This is a genomic window from Methylobacterium sp. HJ2 (assembly GCF_056431005.1).
Map to the genome: position 1 here is coordinate 214,418 of NZ_JBWJYM010000003.1, position 24,535 is coordinate 238,952.

The 24,535-nt window shown below is 71.6% G+C and carries 23 protein-coding genes and 2 tRNA genes; 18 read left to right on the forward strand and 7 right to left on the reverse strand.

Translation table 11 applies throughout. The features are described 5' to 3' along the window. Positions 1 to 64: 64 nt before the first annotated feature. The 4 genes from pgeF to ACS5RC_RS09600 all read left to right on the forward strand — a co-directional run bounded on the left by pgeF (position 65) and on the right by ACS5RC_RS09600 (position 3,478). On the forward strand, positions 65 to 829 hold the full coding sequence (gene pgeF / locus ACS5RC_RS09585) for a peptidoglycan editing factor PgeF (protein ID WP_478343628.1): 765 nt from the start codon (positions 65 to 67) through the stop codon (positions 827 to 829). Positions 830 to 1,085: 256 nt separating this feature from the next. Continuing rightward, on the forward strand, positions 1,086 to 1,970 hold the full coding sequence (locus tag ACS5RC_RS09590) for an outer membrane protein (protein ID WP_478343922.1): 885 nt from the start codon (positions 1,086 to 1,088) through the stop codon (positions 1,968 to 1,970). Positions 1,971 to 2,213: 243 nt separating this feature from the next. Further along, positions 2,214 to 2,972: a DUF2076 domain-containing protein gene (locus ACS5RC_RS09595; protein ID WP_478343629.1), complete on the forward strand. Its 759-nt coding sequence runs from the start codon at positions 2,214 to 2,216 to the stop codon at positions 2,970 to 2,972. A gap of 430 nt (positions 2,973 to 3,402) precedes the next feature. Further along, positions 3,403 to 3,478: transfer RNA gene (locus ACS5RC_RS09600), tRNA-Ile, on the forward strand. 606 nt (positions 3,479 to 4,084) lie between these two features. On the opposite strand, the gene ACS5RC_RS09605 is transcribed toward ACS5RC_RS09600, so the two are convergent. Then, the gene (locus ACS5RC_RS09605; protein ID WP_478343630.1) at positions 4,085 to 4,885 is read right to left on the reverse strand and encodes a L,D-transpeptidase; all 801 of its coding nucleotides are present in this window, start codon (positions 4,883 to 4,885) and stop codon (positions 4,085 to 4,087) included. Positions 4,886 to 5,139: 254 nt separating this feature from the next. Between ACS5RC_RS09605 and ACS5RC_RS09610 the strand changes: the two genes are divergently transcribed. The 4 genes from ACS5RC_RS09610 (at position 5,140) to moaD (ending at position 8,974) form a co-directional block, all read left to right on the forward strand. Further along, complete coding sequence (locus tag ACS5RC_RS09610; RefSeq protein WP_478343631.1) at positions 5,140 to 5,862, forward strand: chemotaxis protein; 723 nt, start codon at positions 5,140 to 5,142, stop codon at positions 5,860 to 5,862. Between the two features lie 113 nt (positions 5,863 to 5,975). Then, on the forward strand, positions 5,976 to 8,030 hold the full coding sequence (uvrC, locus tag ACS5RC_RS09615) for an excinuclease ABC subunit UvrC (protein WP_478343632.1): 2,055 nt from the start codon (positions 5,976 to 5,978) through the stop codon (positions 8,028 to 8,030). Positions 8,031 to 8,090: 60 nt separating this feature from the next. Beyond that, positions 8,091 to 8,690 (forward strand): CDP-diacylglycerol--glycerol-3-phosphate 3-phosphatidyltransferase, encoded by a 600-nt coding sequence (gene pgsA, locus ACS5RC_RS09620; protein WP_478343923.1) that lies wholly within the window; start codon positions 8,091 to 8,093, stop codon positions 8,688 to 8,690. Positions 8,691 to 8,722: 32 nt separating this feature from the next. Beyond that, positions 8,723 to 8,974, forward strand: a complete 252-nt coding sequence (gene moaD, locus ACS5RC_RS09625; RefSeq protein WP_478343633.1) for a molybdopterin converting factor subunit 1 — start codon at positions 8,723 to 8,725, stop codon at positions 8,972 to 8,974. A 61-nt stretch (positions 8,975 to 9,035) separates the two neighbouring features. Here moaD and ACS5RC_RS09630 read toward each other — a convergent pair whose 3' ends face one another. Genes ACS5RC_RS09630 through aroA form a run of 3 tightly spaced genes read right to left on the reverse strand, consistent with a single transcriptional unit; the run spans position 9,036 to position 12,236 of the window. Next, the gene (locus ACS5RC_RS09630; protein WP_478343634.1) at positions 9,036 to 10,235 is read right to left on the reverse strand and encodes a multidrug effflux MFS transporter; all 1,200 of its coding nucleotides are present in this window, start codon (positions 10,233 to 10,235) and stop codon (positions 9,036 to 9,038) included. 13 nt (positions 10,236 to 10,248) lie between these two features. Further along, a complete protein-coding gene (gene cmk, locus ACS5RC_RS09635) occupies positions 10,249 to 10,875 on the reverse strand; it encodes a (d)CMP kinase (RefSeq protein WP_478343924.1) in 627 nt (208 codons plus the stop codon). Positions 10,876 to 10,886: 11 nt separating this feature from the next. Beyond that, positions 10,887 to 12,236: a 3-phosphoshikimate 1-carboxyvinyltransferase gene (aroA, locus tag ACS5RC_RS09640; protein ID WP_478343635.1), complete on the reverse strand. Its 1,350-nt coding sequence runs from the start codon at positions 12,234 to 12,236 to the stop codon at positions 10,887 to 10,889. 352 nt (positions 12,237 to 12,588) lie between these two features. Between aroA and ACS5RC_RS09645 the strand changes: the two genes are divergently transcribed. From ACS5RC_RS09645 to ACS5RC_RS09665, 5 genes are all read left to right on the forward strand, one after another. Continuing rightward, positions 12,589 to 12,966: a TIGR02300 family protein gene (locus tag ACS5RC_RS09645; RefSeq protein ID WP_478343636.1), complete on the forward strand. Its 378-nt coding sequence runs from the start codon at positions 12,589 to 12,591 to the stop codon at positions 12,964 to 12,966. A 191-nt stretch (positions 12,967 to 13,157) separates the two neighbouring features. Further along, positions 13,158 to 13,233 (forward strand) — tRNA-Ala (locus ACS5RC_RS09650). Between the two features lie 220 nt (positions 13,234 to 13,453). Continuing rightward, positions 13,454 to 13,735, forward strand: a complete 282-nt coding sequence (locus ACS5RC_RS09655; protein WP_478343637.1) for a hypothetical protein — start codon at positions 13,454 to 13,456, stop codon at positions 13,733 to 13,735. Positions 13,736 to 13,875: 140 nt separating this feature from the next. After that, positions 13,876 to 14,439 (forward strand): hypothetical protein, encoded by a 564-nt coding sequence (locus ACS5RC_RS09660; RefSeq protein WP_478343925.1) that lies wholly within the window; start codon positions 13,876 to 13,878, stop codon positions 14,437 to 14,439. 120 nt (positions 14,440 to 14,559) lie between these two features. Beyond that, complete coding sequence (locus tag ACS5RC_RS09665; protein WP_478343638.1) at positions 14,560 to 14,976, forward strand: DUF2147 domain-containing protein; 417 nt, start codon at positions 14,560 to 14,562, stop codon at positions 14,974 to 14,976. Positions 14,977 to 15,258: 282 nt separating this feature from the next. Here the strand turns inward: ACS5RC_RS09665 and alaS are convergent, their stop codons facing one another. Next, complete coding sequence (gene alaS / locus ACS5RC_RS09670; protein WP_478343639.1) at positions 15,259 to 17,937, reverse strand: alanine--tRNA ligase; 2,679 nt, start codon at positions 17,935 to 17,937, stop codon at positions 15,259 to 15,261. Positions 17,938 to 18,236: 299 nt separating this feature from the next. On the opposite strand from alaS, the gene ACS5RC_RS09675 reads away from it, so the two are divergent. The 4 genes from ACS5RC_RS09675 (at position 18,237) to ACS5RC_RS09690 (ending at position 22,054) form a co-directional block, all read left to right on the forward strand. Next, on the forward strand, positions 18,237 to 19,427 hold the full coding sequence (locus ACS5RC_RS09675; protein ID WP_478343640.1) for a transglycosylase SLT domain-containing protein: 1,191 nt from the start codon (positions 18,237 to 18,239) through the stop codon (positions 19,425 to 19,427). Positions 19,428 to 19,650: 223 nt separating this feature from the next. Beyond that, positions 19,651 to 20,190, forward strand: a complete 540-nt coding sequence (locus ACS5RC_RS09680; protein WP_478343926.1) for a response regulator — start codon at positions 19,651 to 19,653, stop codon at positions 20,188 to 20,190. An 82-nt stretch (positions 20,191 to 20,272) separates the two neighbouring features. Beyond that, positions 20,273 to 21,199, forward strand: coding sequence for a transglutaminase family protein (locus tag ACS5RC_RS09685; RefSeq protein WP_478343641.1), 927 nt, complete (start codon positions 20,273 to 20,275; stop codon positions 21,197 to 21,199). Between the two features lie 36 nt (positions 21,200 to 21,235). Next, the gene (locus ACS5RC_RS09690; RefSeq protein ID WP_478343642.1) at positions 21,236 to 22,054 is read left to right on the forward strand and encodes a transglutaminase-like domain-containing protein; all 819 of its coding nucleotides are present in this window, start codon (positions 21,236 to 21,238) and stop codon (positions 22,052 to 22,054) included. Between the two features lie 8 nt (positions 22,055 to 22,062). Here the strand turns inward: ACS5RC_RS09690 and ACS5RC_RS09695 are convergent, their stop codons facing one another. Further along, complete coding sequence (locus ACS5RC_RS09695; RefSeq protein ID WP_478343643.1) at positions 22,063 to 23,226, reverse strand: dimethylmenaquinone methyltransferase; 1,164 nt, start codon at positions 23,224 to 23,226, stop codon at positions 22,063 to 22,065. Between the two features lie 255 nt (positions 23,227 to 23,481). Then, complete coding sequence (locus tag ACS5RC_RS09700; protein ID WP_478343644.1) at positions 23,482 to 24,051, reverse strand: DNA-3-methyladenine glycosylase; 570 nt, start codon at positions 24,049 to 24,051, stop codon at positions 23,482 to 23,484. Between the two features lie 183 nt (positions 24,052 to 24,234). Between ACS5RC_RS09700 and ACS5RC_RS09705 the strand changes: the two genes are divergently transcribed. Next, positions 24,235 to 24,528 (forward strand): hypothetical protein, encoded by a 294-nt coding sequence (locus ACS5RC_RS09705; RefSeq protein WP_478343645.1) that lies wholly within the window; start codon positions 24,235 to 24,237, stop codon positions 24,526 to 24,528. The last annotated feature ends 7 nt before the right edge of the window (positions 24,529 to 24,535 follow it).

The window sequence follows — 24,535 nt, forward strand, 5'->3', positions numbered from 1 at the left end:
CGTCAGGGCCTGGCGGTTCGGCTATCGAAGCCGGTGTCGTCAGGAAGGGCTTGGAATCATCCGCATGTTCATCGAAGCCCCGGAACTCGGCGGCCATGCCGGCCTCCGCCACGCCTTCTTCACCCGGCAAGGCGGCGTCTCGGAGGGGCTCTACGCCTCGCTCAACGGCGGGCTCGGCTCGCGCGATCTGCCCGAGGCCGTGGCCGAGAACCGGGCGCGGATGTGCGCGCATCTCGATCTGCCGGACGACCGGCTCGTCAGCCTCTACCAGGTGCACTCGGCGACCTGCGTCACCGTCGAGGCGCCGTTCGCGGAGCGCCCGCAGGCGGATGCGATGGTCACGCGGGTGCCCGGCCTCGCGCTGGGGATCGCCACGGCCGATTGCGGGCCGATCCTGTTCGCCGATCCCGAGAACGGCGTCGTCGGGGCCGCCCATGCGGGCTGGAAGGGCGCGCTCACGGGCGTCGTCGCCGCGACGGTCGAGGCCATGGAAGCGCTGGGCGCCGAGCGGACCCGCATCGTCGCGGTCCTCGGCCCCACCATCGCGCAGGCGGCCTACGAGGTCGGGCCGGACTTCGTCGCCCGCTTCCGCGACGAGGCGCCCGGCATGGACCGGTTCCTGGGCGAGGGCCGCAGGGCGGGCCACGCGCAGTTCGATCTGCCGGGCTTCATCCTGGCCCGACTCGCCGAGGCCGGGATCGGCGAGGCCGCCGCGCTGAATCTCTGCACCTACGCCGATCCCGAGCGGTTCTACAGCTTCCGCCGCACGACCCACCGGGGCGAGCCCGATTACGGCCGGCTGATCTCCGCGATCACGTTGCTGCCGTGAGGCGGCGCCCGGACCTCACCGGGCTGCGACAATCTGTCAGTCTGGAAGCGCGAAAAACAAGCTTTGCCGTGGAACCTTGACCATTCGGATACGTTCTCGTTGCAAGGTGCTCGGGGAGCAGAGAGCAGCGTCACCGTAAGGGACCGTCCACGGACGGTCGGTGCGCTGCCGGCATAAGCCGCCCCTGAGACTGCCGAGATCGAACGATCAGCGTGCCGGCTCGCGTCGCCGCGCCGCCGTGTTGGAGGACCAGATGATCAAGTCCATGCTTCGGGGCGCGACCGCCCTCGCCGCCTTCGCCGTCGCGGGCTCCGCGCTCGCCGCCGACCTGCCGCGCCGTGCAGCGCCTCCGCCGGTGTTCCAGCCGGTTCCGGTGTTCACCTGGACGGGCTTCTACGCCGGTTTCAACGCGGGCTACGGCTTCGGCGCCAACGACAACAACACCGCCACCGTGGTGGCCGTGCCCAACCGCTACGCCGTGTTCCAGGCCCCGGCCGCCTATAACGGCGTGATCGCCTTCCCGGGCACCAGCTCGAGCGACGGCTTCGTCGGCGGTGGTCAGGTCGGCTACAACTACCAGTTCACCCCGGGCTCGGGCGTGGTGGTGGGCATCGAGGCCGACGCCCAGTACGCCGATTTCGGGCGCAACCGGAACCGCTTCTCGGCCACCAACCCGATCGCCTTCAACGCCCTGGTGTTCAACCCCAACGGCCTGTCGAGCCTGGACTACTTCGGCACCGTGCGCGGGCGCCTCGGCTACGCCTTCGACCGCACCCTGGTCTACGCCACCGGCGGCTTCGCCTACGGCTCGGGCGGCGGGCGCCAGTTCGGCCTGCCGAACGCCAGCACCGACAGCTTCCAGACTGGCTGGGCCGCCGGCGGCGGCGTCGAGTACGCGCTGCCCACCGACTCCTTCCTGAACTTCTTCCGCTCCTCGGCCGTGACGCTCAAGGTCGAAGGCCTCTACGTCAACCTCGACCAGGGCAACCGCAACAACGGCCTCTTCGCGGTCGGCGCCAGCGGCATCCCGGTCGGCATCGGCAGCACCGGCGTCACCCTCGTCCAGGGCGGCAACCGCCGCAACGACACCGAGTTCGCCGTCGTCCGCGCCGGCATCAACTACAAGTTCGGCTCGTACTAAGACCCGATCGGGGCGGGCCTCAGGCCCGCCCGAACCCGGCCAAGCCTGCGCGAAGCCCGGCCGCAAGGTCGGGCTTTTCGCGTCTGTGCTCGCTGTGTCCACACCTGCGATCCGGCCGTTTCCGCGGCGCCCACCGCAAAGTTTCGTGCGCGCCCCCTGACAAAAAACGGGGCACCTCCCCATGTCGTCTCGTGTCCGCGCGGCCCATCGGTCGAAGCGGGTCGATTCGAGGAGGACGACTCCATGAACAGCGAAGAACGCGACGTCATTTCCGGCATCTTCCAGCGCCTGGAGCAGGCCTCGAGCCAGCCCCGCGACGCGGATGCCGAGCGCTTCATCGCCGACAAGCTCCGTGCCCAGCCCTACGCGCCCTACGCGATGGCCCAACTGATCTACGTGCAGGAGGAGGCGATCAAGAGCCTCAACCAGCAGTTGGAGCAGGCGCGCCAGCAGGCGCAGCCCCAGAGCTCCGGCGGCGGCGGGTTCCTGTCGAGCATCTTCGGGGGCGGCTCGCAGCGCCAGGAGCCTCAGCCGCAGCAGCGGCCGGGCGGCGCCTGGGGCGGGCAGCCGGGTTATGGCCAGCCGCAGCCCGGCTATGGACAGCAACCCGGCCCGCAGCAGGGCTACCCGCAACAGGGCTACCCGCAGCAGCAAGGCGGCCCCTGGGGCGGCCAGCCGCAGCAGCCCGCGCGCGGCGGCGGCTTCCTGGCCACCGCCCTGCCGATGGCGGCCGGCGCGGCGGGCGGCATGCTGCTCGGGAGCGCTCTCTCCAACGCCTTCGCGGGCGGCCATTCGAGCCTCGGCAGCGCCGCGGCGGCCGGGCTCGGCGGCGGTGGCGATACGATCGTCGAGAACAACTACTTCGGCTCGGATGCCGGCGGTAATCAGGATCTCGGCGCACCGCTCGGCGGCGGCTTCCCCGATCCGGGGTTCGACAACGGCGGCGGCGGCGACGATTTCGCCGGCGACATGGGCGGTGGCGACGACAGCGACTGGGCCTGAGATCGATCCGGGACCCCGGGCGCCGATTAGCGCCCGGGGGCGCCTCTGGCGGTTCCGATCCGATCGATATCCGCAATCGAGCGTAACAGGCCGCGTGCGCAAGGTTGGTGAGCCCTGCGGAGAACCCCTGACGCGCCTGCCGACGAACGACGCGTTCGACCGACCGTTACCACGGTGATTTTTTGGGGATCGCCTTCGGTCCTCGGAAAATGTCGTCCCGTTCTTGCGAGCCAGCAGCCGGTCCCGTCGCTTGCCGCAACTCCGACAATTCAGGCCACAGCGTCGGCAATCAAACTCAAGACACGAAACCCAGCACTGCCAGACGGAATGCGTCGATGATAGCCGATCCTTCAGGGCGCTGGGATCCGGCGAATGCGGGGTGACGGAAGTCCCCCGCTCGGTTATGCCTCCGGGGCGTCTGTAGAACGTGGGGCCTGTAGCTCAATGGTTAGAGCCGACCGCTCATAACGGTCTGGTTGCAGGTTCGAGTCCTGCCGGGCCCACCACCGCTCCGTTCGGAAAGAGGTCTCTCGACAGCCGAATCCCTTGTCCAGGGGGGGAGCGTGTGGATTTGTCGCCCCTCATAACGACGCGTTGTCCGCTTCTACGGAACCCTTGTCGGAGGAAAGTTCGGCATTGCGCGAGACGGCGCGAGGTCGCGTCGGGACGTGACGGTGTGGCCCCGCCGGCGGTGGACCGTGTCGCGTCGACCGGGATGCACGGGCGCGACGGTGACGACGGGGTCGGCCCGTTTCTGTCAGGCGGCGGGCTGGCTGGTCCACGATGCGCAGCTCGAGCGGATCCGGCGGTCCGGGCCCCGGTCATCCTGCCGCGCCAGGCGAAGGAGCATCCGGTGCGAGGGGCAAAGGTGGATCACTGCCACCGCACTCCATTGCCGGGCTTCAGGACGATCGACCCCGTGCGCGGGCTCGTCTGCGATCCGGAGACAGACCGAGGCCCGTCATCGGGCCGGCTTCGGATGCCGGGAGCGATGACGGGCCCGGGATCGGTCATCGCTCAGAATGCCGACCTGATGCCAAGTCGGGAGCTTTCGGGGAACGCCGCGGCGCTTCGTCGGCACGGGGCGGGAAAATTGCCGCCCCGTCCTGTCATCACAGCACCTCGACGCGCGTGCCGACCGGAATCCGCTCGTAGAGATCCGTGACGTCCTCGTTCATCATCCGGATGCAGCCCGACGAGACGGACTGGCCGATCGTGTGCGGCTCGTTGGTGCCGTGGATGCGGTAGAGCGAGGAGCCGAGATAGAGCGCGCGCGCGCCCAATGGGTTGGCGGGGCCGCCCTCCATGTGGCGCGGCAGGTCGGGGCGGCGGGCCAGCATCTCCGCGGGCGGCGTCCAGTCGGGCCACTCCGCCTTGCGGCTGACCGTCTTGATTCCGGCCCAGGAGAAGCCCGGCCGTCCCACGCCGATCCCGTAGCGAAGGGCCCGTCCGCCCGGCTGCACGAGGTAGAGGAACTTGTTCGGGGTATCGACGACGATCGTGCCGGGGCGCTGGGATCCGTCGAAGGCGACCTCCTGGCGCAGGTAGCGCGGATCGATGCCGCGCGCGATGCGGTCCTCGGCCGGATAGGTCTCGCGCGGCACCTGCCCCGCATAGGGATCGCGGGCCGGAGGAAGCGCGGCGTAGCGCTGGGTCGCGGCGGCAGCCTGGGGATTCGAGGTCCAGCCGCCGTAGGTGCCGACGTCCCGCGGATCGGTCGAGGCACGCCGCGTCGGCGCCGTCGCCCGCAGGGGCTGCGCGGTGCCGGTGACGAGGTACTCGATCAGGCCGCCGCCATAGGCGCCCGGCTCCGCGTAGCGGCTCTGGGCCTTGGCGGCTCCCGCCGCCAGCGCCGTCGCGACCGCCGCCGCGCACATGGTTCCCAAAGTCCGTCCGAGCATCCGTCCGCGCATCGCCTGTGAACTCCCGCGCCCATAGGCCGAGAACCGGCCCGCGCAGGTTCGACGATCCCGCCGGGCAACGGCGGATCCGGTGAACGAACATGGTGAATCGGGGCGTCGCCCCCGCCTCTCCCCGCTGCTTCGCGACTAGCGTGAATCCCCGATTAAGGCTTGGGCGATCGGGCCGAAGCGACGCCCGCCGTTGAAGGTCTGGAAACCAGTTGATCGCATAGTCGGCACCAGACGATCCCGAGCCGGCCGACCCGATGATCCAGAAACGCTATCGCATCGAACAGAGCCTCGGCCTGCCCCAGGCCGCTGCGCCCTCGGCTGCCGAGGCGGGAGCGGCCGACAGCCCGCGGCTCGACGAGATCCTCAGCGCGATCCAGGATCTGCGGAAGATCACCCAGGCGAGCGCGGGCGAGACCGTGGAGGCCTGCCGTCGGGAGCTCAGCGAAGCCTTCGCGATGCGCGGCGACCTCGACTTGATGAAGGACGCGATCACGCGGACCAAGGCGGAACTCGCCGCCCTCCACCGCTCCGAGCATTCCGGCAAGGGCATGCGCCGCGCGGCCGACGAACTCGATGCCGTGGTGGAATCCACCGAACACGCGACGTCGACCCTGCTGACGGCCATCGAGGATATCGAGCAGAGCGCCAACATGATGCGCGCCGCCCGCCTGCCGAAGGTGGCGGAGGAGCGGATCGACGTGATCCTGGAGCGCGTCGTGGTGGCCTACGAGGCCTGCAACTTCCAGGATCTGACCGGTCAACGCATCAGCAAGATCGTGAACGTGATGAAGTTCGTCGAGGACCATCTCGACCGGGTGCTCGAGGCCTGGAGCGGCCTCGACGGCTTCCGTGAGGTCCTGGGCGCGGGCACCGAGACGATCGATCCGAACGACGAGGCGTCGCTGCTGAACGGCCCCAAGCTCGAGGATGATCCGGGCCACGTCGACCAGACCGACATCGACGCGCTGTTCGATTGAGGCCTCGCCGGAGGCCGATGCGCGTCTCGCACGCGGCCCCGCCAGGGGATGATGCGCGCCGCGCGCGGCCCGCACCCCTTTTCCGGCGTTTTCCCGGGGCTTAGATCAGCCCCATGAGCCGGCGCGCCCCGTCAGACCTTCCGCCCGACAGCTTCGACGACGGCCTCGGCGGAGGCCGCGACGACGAGGCGCCCGATCTCGTGCCCGACGACGGGCAGGAGATCGACTTCGATTTCGAGCCGGGCGCGGTCCAGGCCGGCACCGAAGTGATCCGGCGGTTCTGGTCGACGCTGCCCGGCTCGCCCGGCGTCTACCGGATGTTCGATGCCAAGGGCGACGTCCTCTACGTCGGCAAGGCCAAGAACCTGAAGGCCCGGGTCGGCTCCTACGCCCGGGGGCAGGCGCATTCGAACCGTATCGCCCGCATGATCTCGCAGACGGCGGCGATGGAATTCGTCACCACGGCGACCGAGACCGAGGCGCTGCTGCTCGAGGCCAACCTGATCAAGCAGCTGAAGCCCCGCTTCAACGTGCTGATGCGGGACGACAAGTCGTTCCCCTACATCCTCGTTACCGACGACGGCCCGGCGCCGCAGATCGTCAAGCACCGCGGCGCGCGGCGGCGCAAGGGCAGCTATTACGGTCCCTTCGCCAGCGTCTGGGCGGTTAACCGCACCGTGAACGCCCTGCAGCGCGCCTTCCTGCTGCGCACCTGCACCGACAGCTACTACGAGAACCGCACCCGGCCCTGCCTGCTCTACCAGATCAAGCGCTGCTCCGGCCCCTGCACGGGCGAGATCGCGACGGACGATTATCGCGGGCTCGCCGAGGCCGCGAAGGCCTTCCTCGACGGCAAGTCGAATGCCGTGAAGGACCGGATGCGGGCCGAGATGCAGGAGGCCTCCGAGGCGATGGAGTTCGAGCGCGCGGCGCGCTTCCGCGACCGCATCGCCGCGCTCTCGGCGATCCAGGGTGTGCAGGGCGTGAACACCCAAGGGGTCGAGGAGGCCGACGTCTTCGCCCTCGACGAGCAGGCCGGCCAGTTCTGCATCGAGGTGTTCTTCTTCCGCAACTTCCAGAACTGGGGCAACCGCGCCTATTTCCCCAAAGCCGACCGCTCGATGACGCCCGAGGAGGTGCTGGGCTCGTTCATCTCCCAGTTCTACGACGACAAGCCGGCGCCCCGCACGGTGCTGACGAGCCATCCGGTGGAGGATGCCGAGCTCGTAGCCGCCGCCCTGTCGAGCCGGGTCGAGCACCGGGTCGAGATCCACCATCCGCGCCGGGGCGAGCGGAAGAACCTCGTGGACTACGCCCAGCGCAACGCCAAGGAGGCCCTGGCCCGCCGCCTCGCCGACACGGCCTCGCAGGGCAAGCTGCTCACCGCCCTCGGCCAGGCCTTCGGGCTCGAGCGCGCGCCGCGCCGGATCGAGGTCTACGACAACTCGCACATCATGGGCACGAACGCCGTCGGCGGCATGATCGTCGCCGGTCCCACGGGCTTCATGAAGACGCATTACCGCACCTTCAACATCAAGTCCGAGGAGCTGACGCCCGGCGACGATTACGGCATGATGCGCGAGGTCCTTCAGCGCCGCTTCAAGCGCCTCGTCAAGGAGGCGCCGCGCACCGCCCGCGAGGCCGCGGTCGCAGCGCTCGAGGGAGGCGCGACCGAGCCGGTGCCGGAGCCCCCGCCCGATGCCGACGCCTTCCCGGCCTGGCCCGACCTCGTGCTGATCGACGGCGGCAAGGGGCAGCTCGACGCCGCCCGCACGGCGCTCGAGGAGATCGGCGTCACGGACGTGCCCCTCGTCGGCGTGGCCAAGGGCCGCGACCGCGATGCAGGGCGCGAGACCTTCTTCCTGCCGGCGCGGGCGCCCTTCCGCCTGCCGCCGCGCGACCCGACGCTCTACTTCGTGCAGCGCCTGCGCGACGAGGCCCACCGCTTCGCCATCGGCAGCCATCGGGCCAAGCGCAAGCGCGAACTGGTGAGGAACCCCCTCGACGAGATCGCCGGCATCGGGCCGACGCGCAAGCGCGCGCTCCTGCACCATTTCGGCACCGTGAAAGCGATCCAGCGGGCCGCGCTGGAGGATCTCGCCCGGACGCCGGGTGTGAACGCCGCGACGGCGCGCGCCGTCTACGACTTCTTCCACGCCGGAGCCTGATGGGTGAGCGAGATCCCCGACCCGTTGACGGTGGAGAGAACCCGTGATTTCACCGCCCCGATGAACGCCGTCCTCCCCCGACGTCGGTCGCAGGCCTGGACGCTCGCAAACTGCCTTACGTACGGACGCCTCGTGGCGGTCCCCGTGATGGTGGCGCTCCTGTTCTGGCCCGACTCGATCCCCGCCCGCTTCACCGCGCTCGCGGTCTTCGTCGCGGCGGCGATCACCGATTACCTCGACGGCTACGTGGCGCGCGCCTACGCGCAATCCTCGGCGCTCGGCCGGATGCTCGATCCGATCGCCGACAAGCTGCTGGTGGCGGCCTGCCTGCTCATGCTGGTGGCCGACCGGACGATCAGCGGTCCCTCGACCTGGGCCGCCATCGTGATCCTGTGCCGGGAGGTGCTGGTCTCGGGCCTGCGCGAGTATCTCGCCGAGCTGAAGGTCGGGCTGCCGGTGAGCCGGGTCGCCAAGTGGAAGACCACGGTGCAGCTCGTCGCCCTCGGCTTCCTCGTCGCGGGGCCGGCCGGCGAGACCATCCTGCCCGGCACCGAGCGGATCGGCCTCGGCCTGCTCTGGGCCGCCGCCGCCCTGACGCTGTGGACCGGATGGGACTACATGCGGGCGGGGGTGAAGCACGCCATCGAGGACCAGCGCTGAGGCGCGGTCCCGAGGTTCTGGAGAGTGCCGCGATGAAGCTCGTCTATTTCGCCTGGGTGCGCGAGCGCGTCGGCTGTCCGGAGGAGAGCGTCGAGCTGCCGCCCGGCATCGCGACCGTCGCCGACCTCGTCGGCTGGCTGCGGGGCCGCGGCGAGGAATATGCCTACGCCTTCGAGAATCCCGGCGTGGTGCGCGCCGCCATCGACCGGGTTCACGCCAAGCCCGACGCCCCGATCGCGGGCGCGCGGGAGATCGCGTTCTTCCCGCCCATGACCGGCGGCTAGAGCGCAGGCCGACGACGCGGTCGCCGGCTCGTCGAAGGAATGCGCGTCCGACCGATGGGCCTCAGGCCCGCCGCAGCGCCAGCGCGGCGATCGTCGCGGCAGCGAGCAGCGTCCCGGCGACGGGGGTCGCCGATCCGGTCGGGAAGGCCGCGACCGCGACCGTGAAGGCCGCTCCGAAGGTCATCTGCAGGAAGCCGTAGAGGCTGGAGGCCGAGCCCGCCGCGTGCGGGTCGACGTTCATCAGCCCCGCGACGGCGTTCGGTCCGACGAGGCCGACGCCGACCGCGTAGACGACGAGCGGCAGGATCAGGCTGACCACCGTGAGGAGCCCGGCCTGATCGACGGCGAGCAGCCCGATGGCGCCCGCGAGGCAGAGCAGGTTGCCGCCGCGCGCAACCTGGCGGATCGGCACCCGCCCGGCCAGGCGGTTGGCGAGGACCGCGCCCGCCACCATGCCGAACACCACGATCAGGCAATCGAGCCCCACCTCCGAGGAGGAGCGCCCGAGCCGGTCGACGAGCAGGAAGGGCGCCACCGCCAGGAAGGCGTAGAGGCTGGTGCCGGCGCAGGCTCCGGCGATCAGGTAGGCCCGGAACACCGGTGCGCGGACGAGGCGCAGGTAGGCCGACGCCATGGCGACGACGCCCGGCAGCGCGACCCGGTGCCGGTTGGTCTCCGGCAGGGTGAAGACCACCAGGGCGCCGAGAACGCCGACGAGAAGCGCCAGAACCCCGAACACGGCGCGCCAGCCGAGCGTGGCGGTGACCAGGCCGCCGATCGCGGGGGCGAGGGCGGGCGTCAGCGTCATCGCCATGGTGAGGAGCGCGAGCTTGCGTGCGGCGTCGGCGCTGGTCGAGACGTCGCGCACCATCGCCCGGCCGATCACCAGGGAGCCGCAGGCGCCCAGCGATTGCAGGATCCGGGCGCCGACGAGCACGCCGATATTCGGCGCCGGGATCGCCAGGAGGAGGCCCGCCAGATAGAGGCTCAAGCCCGCGATCAGGACCGGACGCCGACCGAACCGGTCGGAGAGCGGGCCGTAGACGAGCTGCCCGCCCGCGAGCCCGACGAGGTAGAGCGTGATGGTGAGCTGGGCGGCCCGCGGCGTGGTCCCGAGATCTGCGGCCGCGGCGGCGAGCGCCGGCACGAAGATGTGCAGGGCCACCGTGCCCGTCATGGTGACGGCGACGAGAAGCGTCAGCGAGGCCGGGCGCGCGTCGCGGCGCGAGGCAGGCCCGGGCGCGGGATCCGGCGCGGTCACGGCGCCGGCCGGGTCACTGGGTGCGGGCCCGATCCACCACCGCGCGGGCGGCGGCGAAGGCCTCGTCCGCGTCGAGTTCGGTGGTGTCGAGCACCACCGCGTCGGCCGCGGCCTTGAGCGGCGCCGCGGAGCGCGAGGCGTCCCGCGCGTCGCGGGCCTGGATGTCGGCGAGGATCGCCGCCAGGGTCACGGCCTCGCCCCGCCCGGTCAGCTCGCGGTGGCGGCGGCGGGCCCGCTCCTCGGCGCTCGCCGTGATGAACAGCTTCACCCGCGCGTCGGGGCAGATCACCGTGCCGATGTCGCGCCCGTCGAGGACCGCGCCGTGCGCCGCGCCGGCGAAGCGCTGCTGCCACGCGAGCAGCGCCGCGCGCACCGCCGGGATGCCGGAGATGCGCGAGGCCGCCTCCCCCATCGCCCGCTCGCGCAGGCGCGGGTCGGCCAGCCGGTCGGCGATCAGGGCGGCGGCGGCGCGGGCCGCGGCGCCCTCGTCGTCGAGGGACGCGCCCGTATCGATCAGGGTCAGGGCCACCGCCCGGTAGAGCAGCCCGGTATCGAGATGGGGCAGGCCGTAATGGTCGGCCAGCCTGCGGGCCAGGGTTCCCTTGCCCGAAGCGGCGGGGCCGTCGATCGCGATCACCATCGGCACGCCGCTCACTCCGCGATCGCGCCGCCGAGATCCCGCATCGTCGGCAGGAAGCTCGGGAAGCTCGTGGCGATCATCGCGCCGTCGTCGACCGTGACGGGCGCGCGCGCGGCCAGCCCCATGACCAGGAACGCCATGGCGATGCGGTGGTCGAGATGCGTGGCGACGGTGCCGCCGCCCGCTGGCGCGGCTCCGTCGCCGTGGACGATCAGGTCGTCGCCCTCGACGAGATGGGCGACGCCGTTGGCCTTGAGCCCCGCCGCCACCGCGGCGAGCCGGTCGGATTCCTTCACGCGCAGCTCGTGCAGGCCGTTCATCCGCGTCGTGCCCTCGGCGAAGGCGGCGGCGACGGCGAGGACGGGGTACTCGTCGATCATCGCGGGTGCGCGCTCGGCCGGCACGTCGACGCCGCGCAGGCGGCTCGCCCGCACACGGAGATCGGCCACGGTCTCGCCGCCCTCCTCGCGCTCGCGCAGGCGCTCGATCTCGGCGCCCATCTCGATCAGCGTGGTGATCAGCCCCGTGCGGAGCGGGTTCATCATCACGCCCTCGAGCGTCACCTCGGAGCCCGGGACGATCAGCGCCGCCACCAGCGGGAAGGCCGCCGAGGACGGGTCGGCCGGCACCACCACCTCGGTGCCGCGCAGGGTCGGCTGCCCCGTGAGCGCGATGCGCCGGCCGTGGCCCTCCGGCCCGTGAGCGGTGACCGCGACCTCGGCGCCGAACAGGCGCAGCATCCGCTCGGTGTGGTCGCGCGTCGCCGCCGATTCGATCACCGTCGTGGTGCCGGGCGCGTTGAGCCCCGCGAGCAGCACCGCCGATTTGATCTGGGCCGAGGCGGCCGGCGTCTCGTAGGTGATCGGGATGGCCTCGCGCGGGCCGCGCAGGGTGAGGGGCACGCGGCCGCCCTCGGCTTGCGAGATCACCTCCGTCCCCATGCGCACCAGCGGATCGAGGATCCGGCGCATCGGGCGGCTGCGCAGGCTCGCGTCGCCGTCGAAGGTGGCGGTGACGGGCTGGCCGCCGACCACCCCCATCATCAGGCGCGAGCCGGTGCCGGCATTGCCGAAATCGAGGGTCCCGGCCGGGTCGCCGAGGCCGCCGATCCCGACCCCGCGCACGCGCCAGCGGCCGGGCTCCAGACGCTCGACGCCGGCACCGAGCGCCTCGGCGGCGGCGGCCGTGCGCAGCACGTCGTCGCCCTCGAGCAGGCCCTCGACCCGGGTCTCGCCCACGGCGAGAAGGCCGAGGATCATGGCGCGGTGCGAGATCGACTTGTCGCCGGGCGGGCGCAGCGCCCCGCGAAGCGCGGCGCCCGGCGAGGCGGTGAGGGGCTGGGGAGGCAGGTCGTGCGACACGAGGAGAATCCGGGAGGCCGGCGCGGGCGGGAATTGGCGGGCCGGTTAGCACCAATGCCGGGCGCCGTCATCCCGAGCGCCTCGGCCCCGTCCCCTGCCGAGGCGAGTGTCGAGTCCCGTGCCGAGTGCTCTGTCGACCGGGCTCGCCGCGCGCACCCGCCGAGCCCGGTCCCGGCTTCGCGCGGCGCGCTTCCGGCGCGCGTCCACCGCATGCCCGGCGGTCGAACCGGATCGTCCGCGAATCCGCAGGGAAGCCGCTGAGCGCCCGGGCGAAACCGGTCCATTTGACAGCCGCTCCCGCCGCGACTAACGGGGCCCCTCCCCAGACAGCACCGTTACGAGGTTTTCGCCCGTGGCCCGACCGGAACTCGGCTTGAAGCGCCAATGCATGAATTGCGGCGCCAAATTCTACGATCTCGCCCGCGATCCCGCCGTCTGCCCGAAATGCGGCACGACCTATCAGGCCGTGGCGACCTCGAGCCGCGCCGCGGCCCCCGCGCTGGCGCGCGCCACGGACGAGGAAGACGAGACGGACGAGAAGGGCCCGGAGCTCGTCTCCCTGGATGAGGTCGAGGCCACCGAGGAGGATGCCGATACCACGACCGACGACGAGACGACGGACGACGCCGCCGGCGACGATGCCGACACCTTCCTGGAGGAAGAGGATGCGGGCGACGACGACGTGTCCGACCTGATCGACGGCGACATCGAGAACGACGAGGAGAGCTGAGCTCTGACCCTCGGAGACCGCGCGGAAGCCCGTCCCGAGCCTCGACGGAGGCCGATCCGAAAATGATCGGCCGGTGCAAAAAAGGGGTTGAGTCCCGGCGGAGGCCCGCTTATAGAACCGGCCTCGCCGGGACGCACAGCGGCTTCGGCGAGACGCTCCGCGGTACCAGACCCGCGGATGCTGATGAAAGTGGGGCCTTAGCTCAGCTGGGAGAGCGCTTCCATGGCATGGAAGAGGTCATCGGTTCGATCCCGTTAGGCTCCACCATCACCTTCTCTGTCCGCCGGTCCATCCGAGGCGGCGGAAACTTTGCCGATCGCTGTCATCGGCTGCAGATCTCTCGAAACACTCACTCGAAACACTCAGTTGCGGACCGCGCTCTCGCGCGCCCGGGTCGGGCATGCTTGGTGCGGAGGACAGGGTCTGTCAGGATCAGCCGTCCGCATCCAGTTCGCGGGCTTCGCCGTTGACGCCACGGAGGTGTCTTATGAGCGTGCGGATCGCGGGGGTGCGGGGTCTGGCCCTCGCGCTGGTGCTGACGGCGGCGACGCCGGGCCGCGCCGGTGCCCCCGAGCAGAGCAGCCCGTTCTTCCGGACGGCGCAATTCGTGGCGCCCCCCGCCGCGACCTTCGCGGCCCCGGACGGCCTGCCGCGCCCGCGGCCGGCCGTTCGCCCGGCCGCCGCCGTCCCTCCGGGCGGGACCTTGCCGAACCAGCGTACGGGCGCGATGCACGAGCGCGCGGTCCGCGACATCTGCATCGGATGCTGAGCGTCGAGGCCCGCCCGCGCGATTCCGGGGGCCGCGTCGCGCCTGGGCCGCATGGACGCCCGTCCGCGCGCCCGCTATGGCGGGGGCCGGTCGCCCGGACGGCGGCTGCCGCCCTCCGGCCGATCCTGCTCGCGGTGCTCATGCCCCTCTTCCTCGCACCGGCCCAAGCGTTCGAGGCCGGCCGGCGGGACGAGCCGTCCGGCCTGATCGCGGCGCTGCGGTCGCGCATCCTGGCGGCGCCGAGTGCCACGGCGGTGCTCGAGGCGTGGTGCGCCGAGCGCGGCCTCAGCCCGGAGGCGCGCCTCGTCGCCCGGCGCGTGGCGGCGCCCGACAAGCCGCTGGCACCCGAGCGGCGCCAGCGCCTCGCCATCGGTCCGGACGAGCCGGTGCGCTACCGCCGGGTCCGGCTCGCCTGCGGCGACCACGTCCTGTCGGAGGCCGACAACTGGTACGTTCCGGGTCGCCTGACCCCGGAGATGAACGCCGCCCTCGACGGCAGCGACGTCCCGTTCGGGCGCGTGGTGCGTCCGCTCGCGCCGAGCCGCCGCAACGTCTCCGTCGACACCTTTCCGATCGCGGCATCGCCGGAGCCCGGCGACCCGCTCTTCGCGGTCGACGCCGTGCTGACGACCGCGGCCGGCCTGCCCTTCTGCGAGGTGGCCGAGACCTATCTGGGGGCGGCTCTGGGATCCGGGCCGCGCTGAGCGCGGCCGTCCCGAGTGACACTCTCCGGCGAGCCTCCCGCACCGACCCTTGCGGGGACGGCGAGGCCCTGGTTAAGCGGAGCCCCCGCTCCTGCGGGCATCATCGGGAGGCTATCCGTCATGACACTGCGACACCGTTCGATCCTGGCCGCCGCCACGCTCGCCAGCCTGCTGCTCGGCGGCATGGCCCACGCGGCGGGCGACCCGAGCGGTGTGTGGCTCACCGAGTCCGGCGATTCGAAGGTGCGCCTGGCCCGCTGCGGCAGCGGCTATTGCGGCAGCATCATCAGCACCGCCGGAAAGGGCCTCGACGAGCACAACCCGAACCCCTCGCTGCGCGGCCGCAGCGTCGTCGGCGTGCAGATCGTCAACGCGGCGACAGCGACCTCGGACGGGTACGAGGGCACGCTCTACAATCCGGTGGATGGGAAGACCTATTCGGGCTCGCTCAAGCTGGCCGGCCCGAACAGCCTCGTGGTGTCCGGCTGCGTCATGAGCGTGTTCTGCAAGCGTCAGACCTGGAAGCGCGTGAACTGAGCCTTCGGGACGCCGTCGTCGAGGATCGCGGGCGGGTTCGCCATCCCGCCCCGGTCGCGCGAGCCGCTCGCAGCGATCGCGTCACAGATCGGGATGGCTGCCCGCCAAGCCCCCGCCCCTTCCCGGGCTGACAGCCTCACACATCGACCGTGCGCTCGGGCGAGTCCGATCGAGGCGCGGCCACGTCCGGAGAGCGCGGGACGGAGACGCGCGGGCCTCATCCGTGATCGATGAACGGCAGCGCCCGCACGGGGTACGGACGAGCCCGGTGCTGGGTTCCGCTCAGCCTGCCTGCAGCGCCGCCGCGATGGCGTCGAGCGCCGCCTGGGCGCCTGCGCCGTCCGGGCCGCCGGCCTGAGCCATGTCGCGTCGCCCGCCGCCGCCCTTGCCGCCGAGATGGCCGGCCCCGGCCCGGACCAGGGCCACCGCGTCGTGGCGCCCCGTCAGATCCTCGGTGACGCCGACCACGAGGCCGGCCTTGCCGTCCGGCGCCACGCCGACGATCGCCACGATGCCGGAGCCCAGGCGGGTCTTACCCTCGTCCGCGAGGCTCTTGAGGTCGCGCATCTCGACGCCCTCGACCACGCGGGCCATGAGCTTGACGCCCGCCACCTCGCGCGCCTCGTCGCCGCCCCCGGAGCCGCCGCCCATCGCGAGCTTCTTGCGCGCCTCCGCCAATTCGCGCTCCAGCCGCCGCCGATCCTCCATGAGCGCTGCGAGCCGGTCGGGCGCCTCCGAGACCGGCGCCTTCAGGAGTCCCGCCAGCGCGCCCAGCGCCCGGCCCTCCTCGGCGCGGTGGCGCCGCGCCGCGTCCGCCGTCATCGCCTCGATGCGGCGCACGCCTGCCCCGACCGCGCTCTCGCCTACGATGCTGATCAGCCCGATATCGCCGGTGCGGGCGGCGTGGGTGCCGCCGCAGAGCTCGATCGAGAAGTTCGGCAGCCGCCCGCCCTCGGTCTCCGTGCCGGCCTCGTCCACCGGCCGGCCCATCGAGACGACCCGGACCTCGTCGCCGTACTTCTCGCCGAAGAGCGCGCGGGCGCCGGACGCGATCGCGTCATCCACCGCCATCAGCTTGGTCACCACCGGGGCGTTCTGCAGCAGGACGGCGTTGGCGATGTCCTCGACGCGGGCGAGTTCCGCCGCCTCGATCGGCTTCGGATGGCTGATGTCGAAGCGCAGCCGCTCGGGCGCCACCAGCGAGCCCTTCTGGGCGACGTGGTCTCCGAGGACCTGGCGCAGGGCTTCGTGCAGGAGATGGGTCGCCGAATGATTGGCGCGGATCGCCCGGCGACGGGCGTGGTCGACCCGAAGCTCCACGGCCTGGTCGCGGGCGAGGGTGCCCTCCTCCACGGCGACGTGGTGGACGAAGAGGTCGCCGAGCTTCTTCTCGGTGGCGGTGACGCGGGCGCGCACGCCCGGACCCACGACGAGGCCGGTATCGCCGACCTGTCCGCCGGACTCGGCGTAGAACGGCGTCTGGTTGGCGAGCATCAGCCCGCTCTCGCCGGCCTTCAGCGCGTCGATCTCGGCGCCGTCCTTGAGCAGCGCGGTGACGATGCCTTCGGCGGCCTCGGTCTCGTAGCCGAGGAACTCGGTGGCGCCGAGGCGCTCGCGCAGCCCGAACCACACCGTCTCGGTCGCGGCCTCGCCCGAGCCCTTCCAGGCCTCGCGGGCGGCCTGCTTCTGTCGCTCCATCGCGGCCGAGAAGGCCGCCGTGTCGACGCCGATGCCGCGCGCCTTGAGGGCGTCCTGCGTCAGGTCGAGGGGGAAGCCGTAGGTGTCGTAGAGGGTGAAGGCGGTCTCGCCGGAGAGCTGGCCGCCGGAGGACAAGTCGCGTGTCTCGGCGTCGAGGATCGCGAGACCGCGCTCCAGCGTGCGGCGAAAGCGGGTCTCCTCGAGGCGCAGGGTCTCGGAGATCAGGCTCTCGGCCCGCATCAGCTCGGGGTAGGCCTGACCCATCTCGCGCATCAACGTCGGGACGAGGCGGTACATCATCGGCTCGCGCGAGCCGAGGAGTTCCGCGTGGCGCATGGCCCGGCGCATGATCCGGCGCAGCACGTAGCCGCGGCCCTCATTCGAGGGCAGCACGCCGTCGGCCACCAGGAACGAGGCGGCGCGCAGGTGGTCGGCGATCACCCGGTAGGACGCGACGGTCCGGGGCTCGGGAGCCCGGCTCACCGCATGCGCCACGGCGTCGATCAGGGAGCGGAACAGGTCGGTGTCGTAGTTCGAGTGCACGCCCTGGAGGATCGCGGCCATGCGCTCCAGGCCCATGCCGGTGTCGATCGAGGGACGCGGCAGGGCGAGGCGGTTGCCCGGCTCGATCTGCTCGTACTGCATGAAGACGAGGTTCCAGAATTCCAGGAAGCGGTCGCCGTCCTCGTCGGGCGAGCCGGGCGGGCCGCCCTGCAGAGCCGGGCCCTGATCGATGAAGATCTCCGAGCAGGGGCCGCAGGGGCCGGTATCGCCCATCTGCCAGAAATTGTCGGAGGTGCCGATGCGGATGATCTTCTCGTCGGGAAACCCCGCGATCTTCTTCCACAGCGTCGCCGCCTCGTCGTCGTCGGCATAGACGGTGACGAGCAGCCGGTCGGGCTTCAGCCCGAATTCCTTGGTGATCAGGGTCCAGGCCAGCTCGATCGCCCGCGGCTTGAAGTAGTCGCCGAACGAGAAATTGCCGAGCATCTCGAAGAAGGTGTGGTGGCGCGCGGTGTAGCCGACGTTGTCGAGGTCGTTGTGCTTGCCGCCCGCGCGGACGCACTTCTGGGCGGTCGTCGCGCGGTTGTAGGGCCGCTTCTCCACACCCGTGAAGACGTTCTTGAACTGCACCATGCCGGCGTTGGTGAACATCAGCGTGGGGTCGTTCTTCGGGACGAGCGAAGACGAGGGCACGACGGCGTGGTCGGCCTTGGCGAAGTAGTCGAGGAAGGTCGACCGGATCTCGTTGACGCCGCTCATCGAAACTGACTCTGCGTGGAACCTGAGGAGTTTGGCAGGCTGCTCGACCGGTTCCGCCGAAGGTTCGGCCGAAGATTCGACCAAGCCCCAGCCAAGCCGCGCGTCCCTCGCGCTCTCTTAGGGAGGAACGCCGATTAAGTCACGGGTGCTGGTTTCGGCCGCCGCGCTTCGTCGACCGCTCGGCCGGGCGCCGCATTCGCCACAGGATGGCCCCAACCGCGGCCGTGTTGTCGCCACATCTGTCAAGCCATCTCGGGTCGGAAGGCGCCGAACCGGCGCGTGATGGGATCTCGAGTCGCATGCAGGGCCTCACGGTCGGATCGTCGCGCAACGCACTGGCCCCTCAAGCCGCCGGCCGGGTCATCCGGTCCGGCCCCGCCCGTTTCGGCGCCGGCCCGGCCGACGCCCTCTCCGCCCAGGTTCAGGTCGGCCGGGACCACGGCAGCCGGATCGCGCTGGTGCGCTCGATCCTGTCGATCTCCCTGGTGGCCGGCGGCCTCAGCGCGGTGCTGATCGGCTCGGGCGCCGAGCTCGGCCGGATCGGCCTCGACAACGCGGTCTCCACCGCCCAGGCCGCCACCGAGATCCCGATGCCGCGCCCGCGCCTGCAGAGCCTTGTGCGGCTGGCGCCCAATCCCGACCCGGCGCCGGCCGTGATCCGGGCCTCCTCGGCCTTCGCGGCGGTGCACGACCTCGACACCGATCTCGGCTCGAACAGCGTCGACCGGGTCTCCTACGATTTCCTTCTCTCCGAGAGCGCGGTCGGCGATCCGAACGACATTCTCGAGTTCGGCCCGATGAAGATCCGGCGCCACCTCGTCCAGACCATCGTGCGCGCCGCCCAGGCGGTGCAGACCGATCCGGTCCTGCTGATGGCGGTCGCCGACAAGGAATCGAGCTTCATCACCGCGGTCCAGGCCAAGACGTCCTCGGCCACCGGCCTGTACCAGTTCATCGAGCGGACCTGGCTCGGCGTGGTGCGGGATTTCGGCGCGAAGTACGGCCTGGAGAAGGAGGCGGCGCTCGTGGTGCCGGACGCCAACGACCGGCCCTCCATCGCCGATCCGGCCGAGCGGGTCCGCATCCTCGAACTGCGCCGCGACCCCTACCTCTCCGCGCTGATGGCCGGCGAGATGCTGAAGCGCGACGCCGCCCGGATCGCCCTGCGCATCGGCCGCGAACTCTCCCTCGGCGAGGTCTACCTCGCCCACTTCCTCGGTCCGGACGACGCCGAGGAATTCCTGGCCAAGGTGGTCGACAAGCCGGGCGCCGCGGCCGCCGCGCTGCTGCCCGGCCCGGCCCGGGCCAACCGCACCATCTTCTTCGCCGCCCATCAGCGCGGGCGCCGCAAGAAGGTCGCCAGCCTCTCGGTGGCCCAGGTCCACGAGAAGTTCGAGGCGATGATGAGCGCCCGCGGCGCGCGCTACCGCGACGTCAAGGCGGTGGCCGGCGTGATGGCCTATGCGGATGCGGAGACGGCCTCGCAGTAGCCGCAGGGCGGCCCACGAGCCCGGCGCCGGCCCGGGAGCCGCACCGATTCGCGCATCGCGGCGCAACTGACGGCGGCGTCCCGACTTCTCTTCCCGAGTGCCGGCCGGCATCGCGCCGGATCCGGGATGACCCGCGGATCATCGGGGGGAGATCTTGACCAAGGCGAATCGGGACGTGGACGGCCAGCGGCGCAACCTGCCGATCGACACCCTCTCGCCGGGGGTGCCGCTCGACCAGATCGGCGAGACGCTGGCCTCGTTCTACGACAGCCTCGTCGCCGAGGGCGTGCCCGAGCATCTCGCCGCCCTCGTCCGCCGGGTGAAGCTCTCCGAGCCCGAGCCGGAAGCCCTGCCGGCCGAGGACCCGCACGCGGTCGCCGTCCCGACGCCGCGCCTCGCCCTCGTCGTCGAGGACGAGCCGGAGCTGCGCGCGCTCGCCGAGACCCTGCTGGAGGAGACCGAGCTCGCCGTGATCGGCTGCGACAGCGCCGAGGCCGCCCTGCGCCTGCTTCAGGCCCGCGGCGGCGAGGTCGCCCTGGTCTTCGCCGACGTGCGGCTGGCCGGGGCCATGGACGGCCTCCAGCTCGCCCACGCGGTGGCGACGCTGTGGCCCCGGGCCCGCCTCGTGGTCACCTCGGGACAGGGCGTCGCCCGGCCCGACCTGCCGCCCGAGGCGGTGTTCATCCCGAAGCCCTGGCACGCCCTCGATGTCCTGGTCGAGGCCGAACGCGCGACGAGCGAGCCGCCGCCGCCGGTGCTCTGACCGCGTCCGTCGCGCGGGAGTGGTCGCCACGGGCGCGCCTCTTGCATCGCGCCGGTCGGTTCCCTCGGAGGCCACGCAGCTTTTGCCGATCCTGTCCGTTCGCCACCTGACGACCTACCGCTACCGGCGGCCCGTCGCATTCGGCGAGCACAGGATCATGTTCCGCCCGCGCGACAGCTACGACCAGCGCCTGATCGAGGCGACGCTCGAGATCGATCCGAAGCCGGCCTCCCTGCGCTGGATGTTCGACGTGTTCGGCAATTGCGTCGCGGTCGCGACCTTCGACCGGCGCGCGGCGGAGCTCCGCTTCGAGTGCGGCATCACCCTCGAGCACACGCCCGAGCACGCCCCCGTGTTCCCGCTGGCGCCGCACGCGACGCATTACCCGTTCGGCTACGGCGTGGAGGACATGCCCGACCTGAGCCGCTCGATCGAGCGGCAATGGCCGGACCCGCGCCACGAGGTCGACGCCTGGGCGCGCAGCTTCGTGCCCTCGACCGGCCGGATCCCGACCCAGGATCTTCTCGCCGATATGACGCGCAGCGTGCGGCGCAACTTCACCTACAACGCCCGCAGCGAGAAGGGCGTGCAGGACCCGCTCACCACGCTGAGGACCAAGTGCGGGTCCTGCCGGGACTTCGCGGTGCTGATGATCGAGGGCGTGCGGGCGCTCGGCATGGCCGCCCGCTTCGTCTCGGGCTACCTCTACAATCCGCGCAACGACCGGGACCGTCACGTCGGCGGCGGCTCGACCCACGCGTGGCTGCAGGTCTACCTGCCGGGCGCCGGCTGGATCGAGTTCGACCCGACCAACGGCATCGTCGGCAACCGCGACCTCATCCGCGTCGCGGTCGCGCGCGATCCGCGCCAAGCCGTGCCGCTGCACGGCTCCTTCTTCGGGCTCGCCAGCGACGACCTCGGCATGCTCGTCAGCGTCGCGGTGACCGAGCGGGAGCCGGCTGCCGCGCCGCCCGACACGCGATCGCGTCCCCTGCAGCACCCCGCCTGAACCGTTCCCGTGGCGCCACACCGTCGAGCGTAAGCGATGAAGATCAGAACCGGTTTCGATATCGCGTTCAACGCGACCCAGCCGACGCCGATGATCCTGATGCTCAGCGTGCACCCGTCGCGGATGCCGGACGTGCTGACCCCGCACGTAATCGGCTTCGATCCCTTTGTGCCGTCCCACGAGTATCGCGACGCCTTCGGCAACATCTGCCACCGCATCGTCACGCCGCCCGGTCCGTTCCGGGTCTTCGCGGATTTCACCGTCCACGATTCGGGCGAGCCCGACGCCTTCGCCCCCTACGCCCGACAGATCCCGGTGCAGGATCTGCCCGACGACGTGCTCGTCTACCTGCTCGGCTCGCGCTACTGCGACACCGACAAGCTCGCCCAGACCGCGTGGTCGCTGTTCGGCAACACGCCCGAAGGATGGGCCCGGGTCCAGGCCATCGTGGATTACACCCACGACCGCATCCGCTTCGACTACCAGCGCGCCGATGCCACCCGCACCGCCCATGACGGCTTCATGCAGCGCGAGGGCGTCTGCCGCGATTTCGCGCATCTCGCGATCGCCTTCTGCCGCTGCATGAACATCCCGGCGCGCTACGCCACCGGCTATCTCGGCGATATCGGCGTGCCGAAGGACCCGGCGCCGATGGACTTCTCGGCCTGGTTCGAGGTCTATCTGGAGGGGCCCGAGGGCCCGCGCTGGTACACGTTCGACGCCCGCCACAACATGCCGCGCATCGGCCGCATCGTCATGGCGCGCGGGCGCGACGCGACCGATTGCGCGATCACCACCAATTTCGGCTTCCTCCACCTCGCCCGCTTCGACGTCCACACCGACGAGGTGTTCTGAGGCTCGGGTCAGCCCTTCCAGTTCTTCAGCGCGCCGAACGGGCTGCTCGCGGCATCCGCCGGGGGGGGGTTCAGCACGGGCTCGACCTGCGCCACCGCGTCGGCCAGCGAGAAGGCCGAGCCGCCCGGGAGCTTGCCTCCCGCGGCGTCGCGGTGCCCGCCGCCGCGGAAGAGCCGCGCCCCGTCGATCGCCGTGCCGTTGTTCGAGCGGAACGAGACCGAGCCCGTGCGCTGCACGTTGAGGACGCGCCGGGCCCGGCCGCCCGTCATGATCAGGTCCGAGACCCGCTGGAACGTGCCGGAATCGAGGGCGAAGGACATCAGCGTCCCGTCGGACAGGGCGTGGAACAGCGCGTCCGAGCGGGCGAGCGCCCGGGCCATGCGGTTGCGGGTGGTGAGGTCCGGGTCGTCGTCCGGCGCATCCGCCAGCAGGGCGTCGGTGAGGCGGGTGCGCAGCTCCGGCACCGCCCGCTCCAGTTCCGCGGGCGTGGCCCCGGCGCGCAGGCGCCCGGCCGCCGCCAGGAGAAGGCCCGAGACGAAGCGGTCGTGCCAGGGATGTCCGACCGGGACCAGAGTGGAAACGTTGTCCCAGAAGATCTCGTCCAGCGCGAGCCCGCCCGCGAAGGCCGGCCGCTCCTTGCTCCAGAGATCGAGGGCGTCGACGGCCTCGACGAGGGTGTCGAGATCGGCCGCGCGCGCCGGGTCGGCCTCGCGGGTGCCGTAGAGGGCGCGATGCGCGACGGCCATCCGGGTAGCGCTCGCGGCCTCCTCGATCAGCACGTCGATGCCGGGATCGCCGAGGTCGAAACGCAGCAGGCCCGCCCGCTCGGGATCGGGCACGGGCGGCAGGTCCTGCCGCGCGAGCTGGTCCACCGACGAGGCGTGGTGATCGAGGACGACGAGGCGGTGGCGCGCCTCGGGTGCGCGCTGCCGGTTCATCGCCGAGAAGCGCTTGAGGAACGCGACGGTCGGCTCCTCGAGGCCGAGATCGGTGAGGAGCAGCATCTCCGGCGCGCCCGCGCGGCGCAGCCGCTTCAACTCGGCATCGACCACCGGGCCGACATCGACGTAGCGCGGCACGTGCACCACGCGGACGGGGTCGGCGAAGGCCGCGACGACGGTGGAGGCGCCGTAGCCGTCGAGATCGTGGTGAGTCAGTTGCGTGAGCTGCATCGCGGGATTCCGGCCTGTCGGGAAGCGACCGGGTCTGCGGGCCGCGCGTCCCCGAGCCTGATAGCGCGCCCGGCGCCGCCCGCAAACGCATCCCGCCGCGTCGCCGGGCGGAGTCCCTCACGCGGAGTCGGGCCGGATCATTCGTCGCCGCCGCGTCGACCGCGCGGGGCCGCTGCGTCCGGCATCGCGCGAGCTCCCGTCCTCGGGTCGGCATCGGAATGATCGGAAGGCGGCGGCCCCTCTCGGGATGATGCCCTATCCGGGGCCGGTCCGCTCGGCCCGCGTCAGCGGCCGGCTGACGAAGCGCGAGCCGGCGAGAAGGAAGCGCCACGGCGTGTCCGCAGCCTTGGTGATGCCGATCCGCCGTCCCGCGACGACCGTAACCGGACTGGGCCGCGCCTCCAGCCGGAACGGCGCCCGGTCGAGGGGCAGGCCGTCCTGCGCGATGCTCACCCCGAGCGCTTGGCACAGCCGGCCCGGCCCGGCGCAGAGGAGACGGGTCTCAGGCACACCCCGGCGCGCGCGCATCGCGTCGAGCCCTGCGGCTGGCTCCAGCGCGCGCAGCAGCACGGCGCTGCCCGGCTCGCAGACGAGGTTCAGGCACCAGTGCAGCCCGTAGGAGCGGTAGACGTAGGCGTGGCCGGGCGGCCCGAACATGCTGGCGTTGCGCGCGGTCGGCCCGGCGAAGCTGTGCGAGGCGGGATCCAGGCGGTCGTAGGCCTCCGTCTCGACGACGGTCCCGCCGATCCCGTCGACGAACAGGCCGCAGCCGATCAGGTCCGACGCCACCGCCGCGGCGCTGCGGGAAAAGAACGTCCGGTCCACCCTCGCCGCCCTCGCCCTCGCGCCCGCCTTCGCGGGCGTTGCCGAAACAACACAGGCCCCGACCATCGGTGCGCGAACCGCGCGCGGCCACACTCCGTCCACACTGCCTTGCGCAATCCGGTGTCATGCCAAGCCGGTGCGGTGCACGCAAACGCACCGGCCGGAACACCGGAGATCTGCCCGATGAGCCTGCGCGATCGTAATGCCGAGGTGGCCCTGGCCTCGTCCTCGGTGATCCAATTTCCGGCCCGGCTCGCCCCGGTCGAGGCCGACGAGTCGATCGCCTCGATGATCGACGTGCTGCAGGAGCAGCTGAAGCTCGCGCGCGAGGGCAAGCTGCGCTCGGTCGCCGTGGTCTCCGTCTCCGCGGACGGCGAGGCCGTCGGCACGCAATGGTCCTGCAACCCGGGCGACATCACCAGCCTGATCGGCAAGCTGACGGTGCTGACGCACGACCTGATGGCCTCGCGCAAGTAGGTCTCCC

Excerpts from the sequence above, each read along its gene's own strand:
- pgeF (WP_478343628.1), top strand. The coding sequence starts at position 65 with ATGTTCATCGAAGCCCCGGAACTCGGCGGCCATGCCGGCCTCCGCCAC.
- ACS5RC_RS09595 (WP_478343629.1), top strand. The coding sequence starts at position 2,214 with ATGAACAGCGAAGAACGCGACGTCATTTCCGGCATCTTCCAGCGCCTG.
- ACS5RC_RS09605 (WP_478343630.1), bottom strand. The coding sequence starts at position 4,885 with ATGCGCGGACGGATGCTCGGACGGACTTTGGGAACCATGTGCGCGGCG.
- ACS5RC_RS09610 (WP_478343631.1), top strand. The coding sequence starts at position 5,140 with ATGATCCAGAAACGCTATCGCATCGAACAGAGCCTCGGCCTGCCCCAG.
- uvrC (WP_478343632.1), top strand. The coding sequence starts at position 5,976 with ATGAGCCGGCGCGCCCCGTCAGACCTTCCGCCCGACAGCTTCGACGAC.
- pgsA (WP_478343923.1), top strand. The coding sequence starts at position 8,091 with ATGAACGCCGTCCTCCCCCGACGTCGGTCGCAGGCCTGGACGCTCGCA.
- moaD (WP_478343633.1), top strand. The coding sequence starts at position 8,723 with ATGAAGCTCGTCTATTTCGCCTGGGTGCGCGAGCGCGTCGGCTGTCCG.
- cmk (WP_478343924.1), bottom strand. The coding sequence starts at position 10,875 with ATGGTGATCGCGATCGACGGCCCCGCCGCTTCGGGCAAGGGAACCCTG.
- ACS5RC_RS09655 (WP_478343637.1), top strand. The coding sequence starts at position 13,454 with ATGAGCGTGCGGATCGCGGGGGTGCGGGGTCTGGCCCTCGCGCTGGTG.
- ACS5RC_RS09660 (WP_478343925.1), top strand. The coding sequence starts at position 13,876 with ATGCCCCTCTTCCTCGCACCGGCCCAAGCGTTCGAGGCCGGCCGGCGG.
- ACS5RC_RS09665 (WP_478343638.1), top strand. The coding sequence starts at position 14,560 with ATGACACTGCGACACCGTTCGATCCTGGCCGCCGCCACGCTCGCCAGC.
- alaS (WP_478343639.1), bottom strand. The coding sequence starts at position 17,937 with ATGAGCGGCGTCAACGAGATCCGGTCGACCTTCCTCGACTACTTCGCC.
- ACS5RC_RS09675 (WP_478343640.1), top strand. The coding sequence starts at position 18,237 with ATGCAGGGCCTCACGGTCGGATCGTCGCGCAACGCACTGGCCCCTCAA.
- ACS5RC_RS09690 (WP_478343642.1), top strand. The coding sequence starts at position 21,236 with ATGAAGATCAGAACCGGTTTCGATATCGCGTTCAACGCGACCCAGCCG.
- ACS5RC_RS09695 (WP_478343643.1), bottom strand. The coding sequence starts at position 23,226 with ATGCAGCTCACGCAACTGACTCACCACGATCTCGACGGCTACGGCGCC.
- ACS5RC_RS09705 (WP_478343645.1), top strand. The coding sequence starts at position 24,235 with ATGAGCCTGCGCGATCGTAATGCCGAGGTGGCCCTGGCCTCGTCCTCG.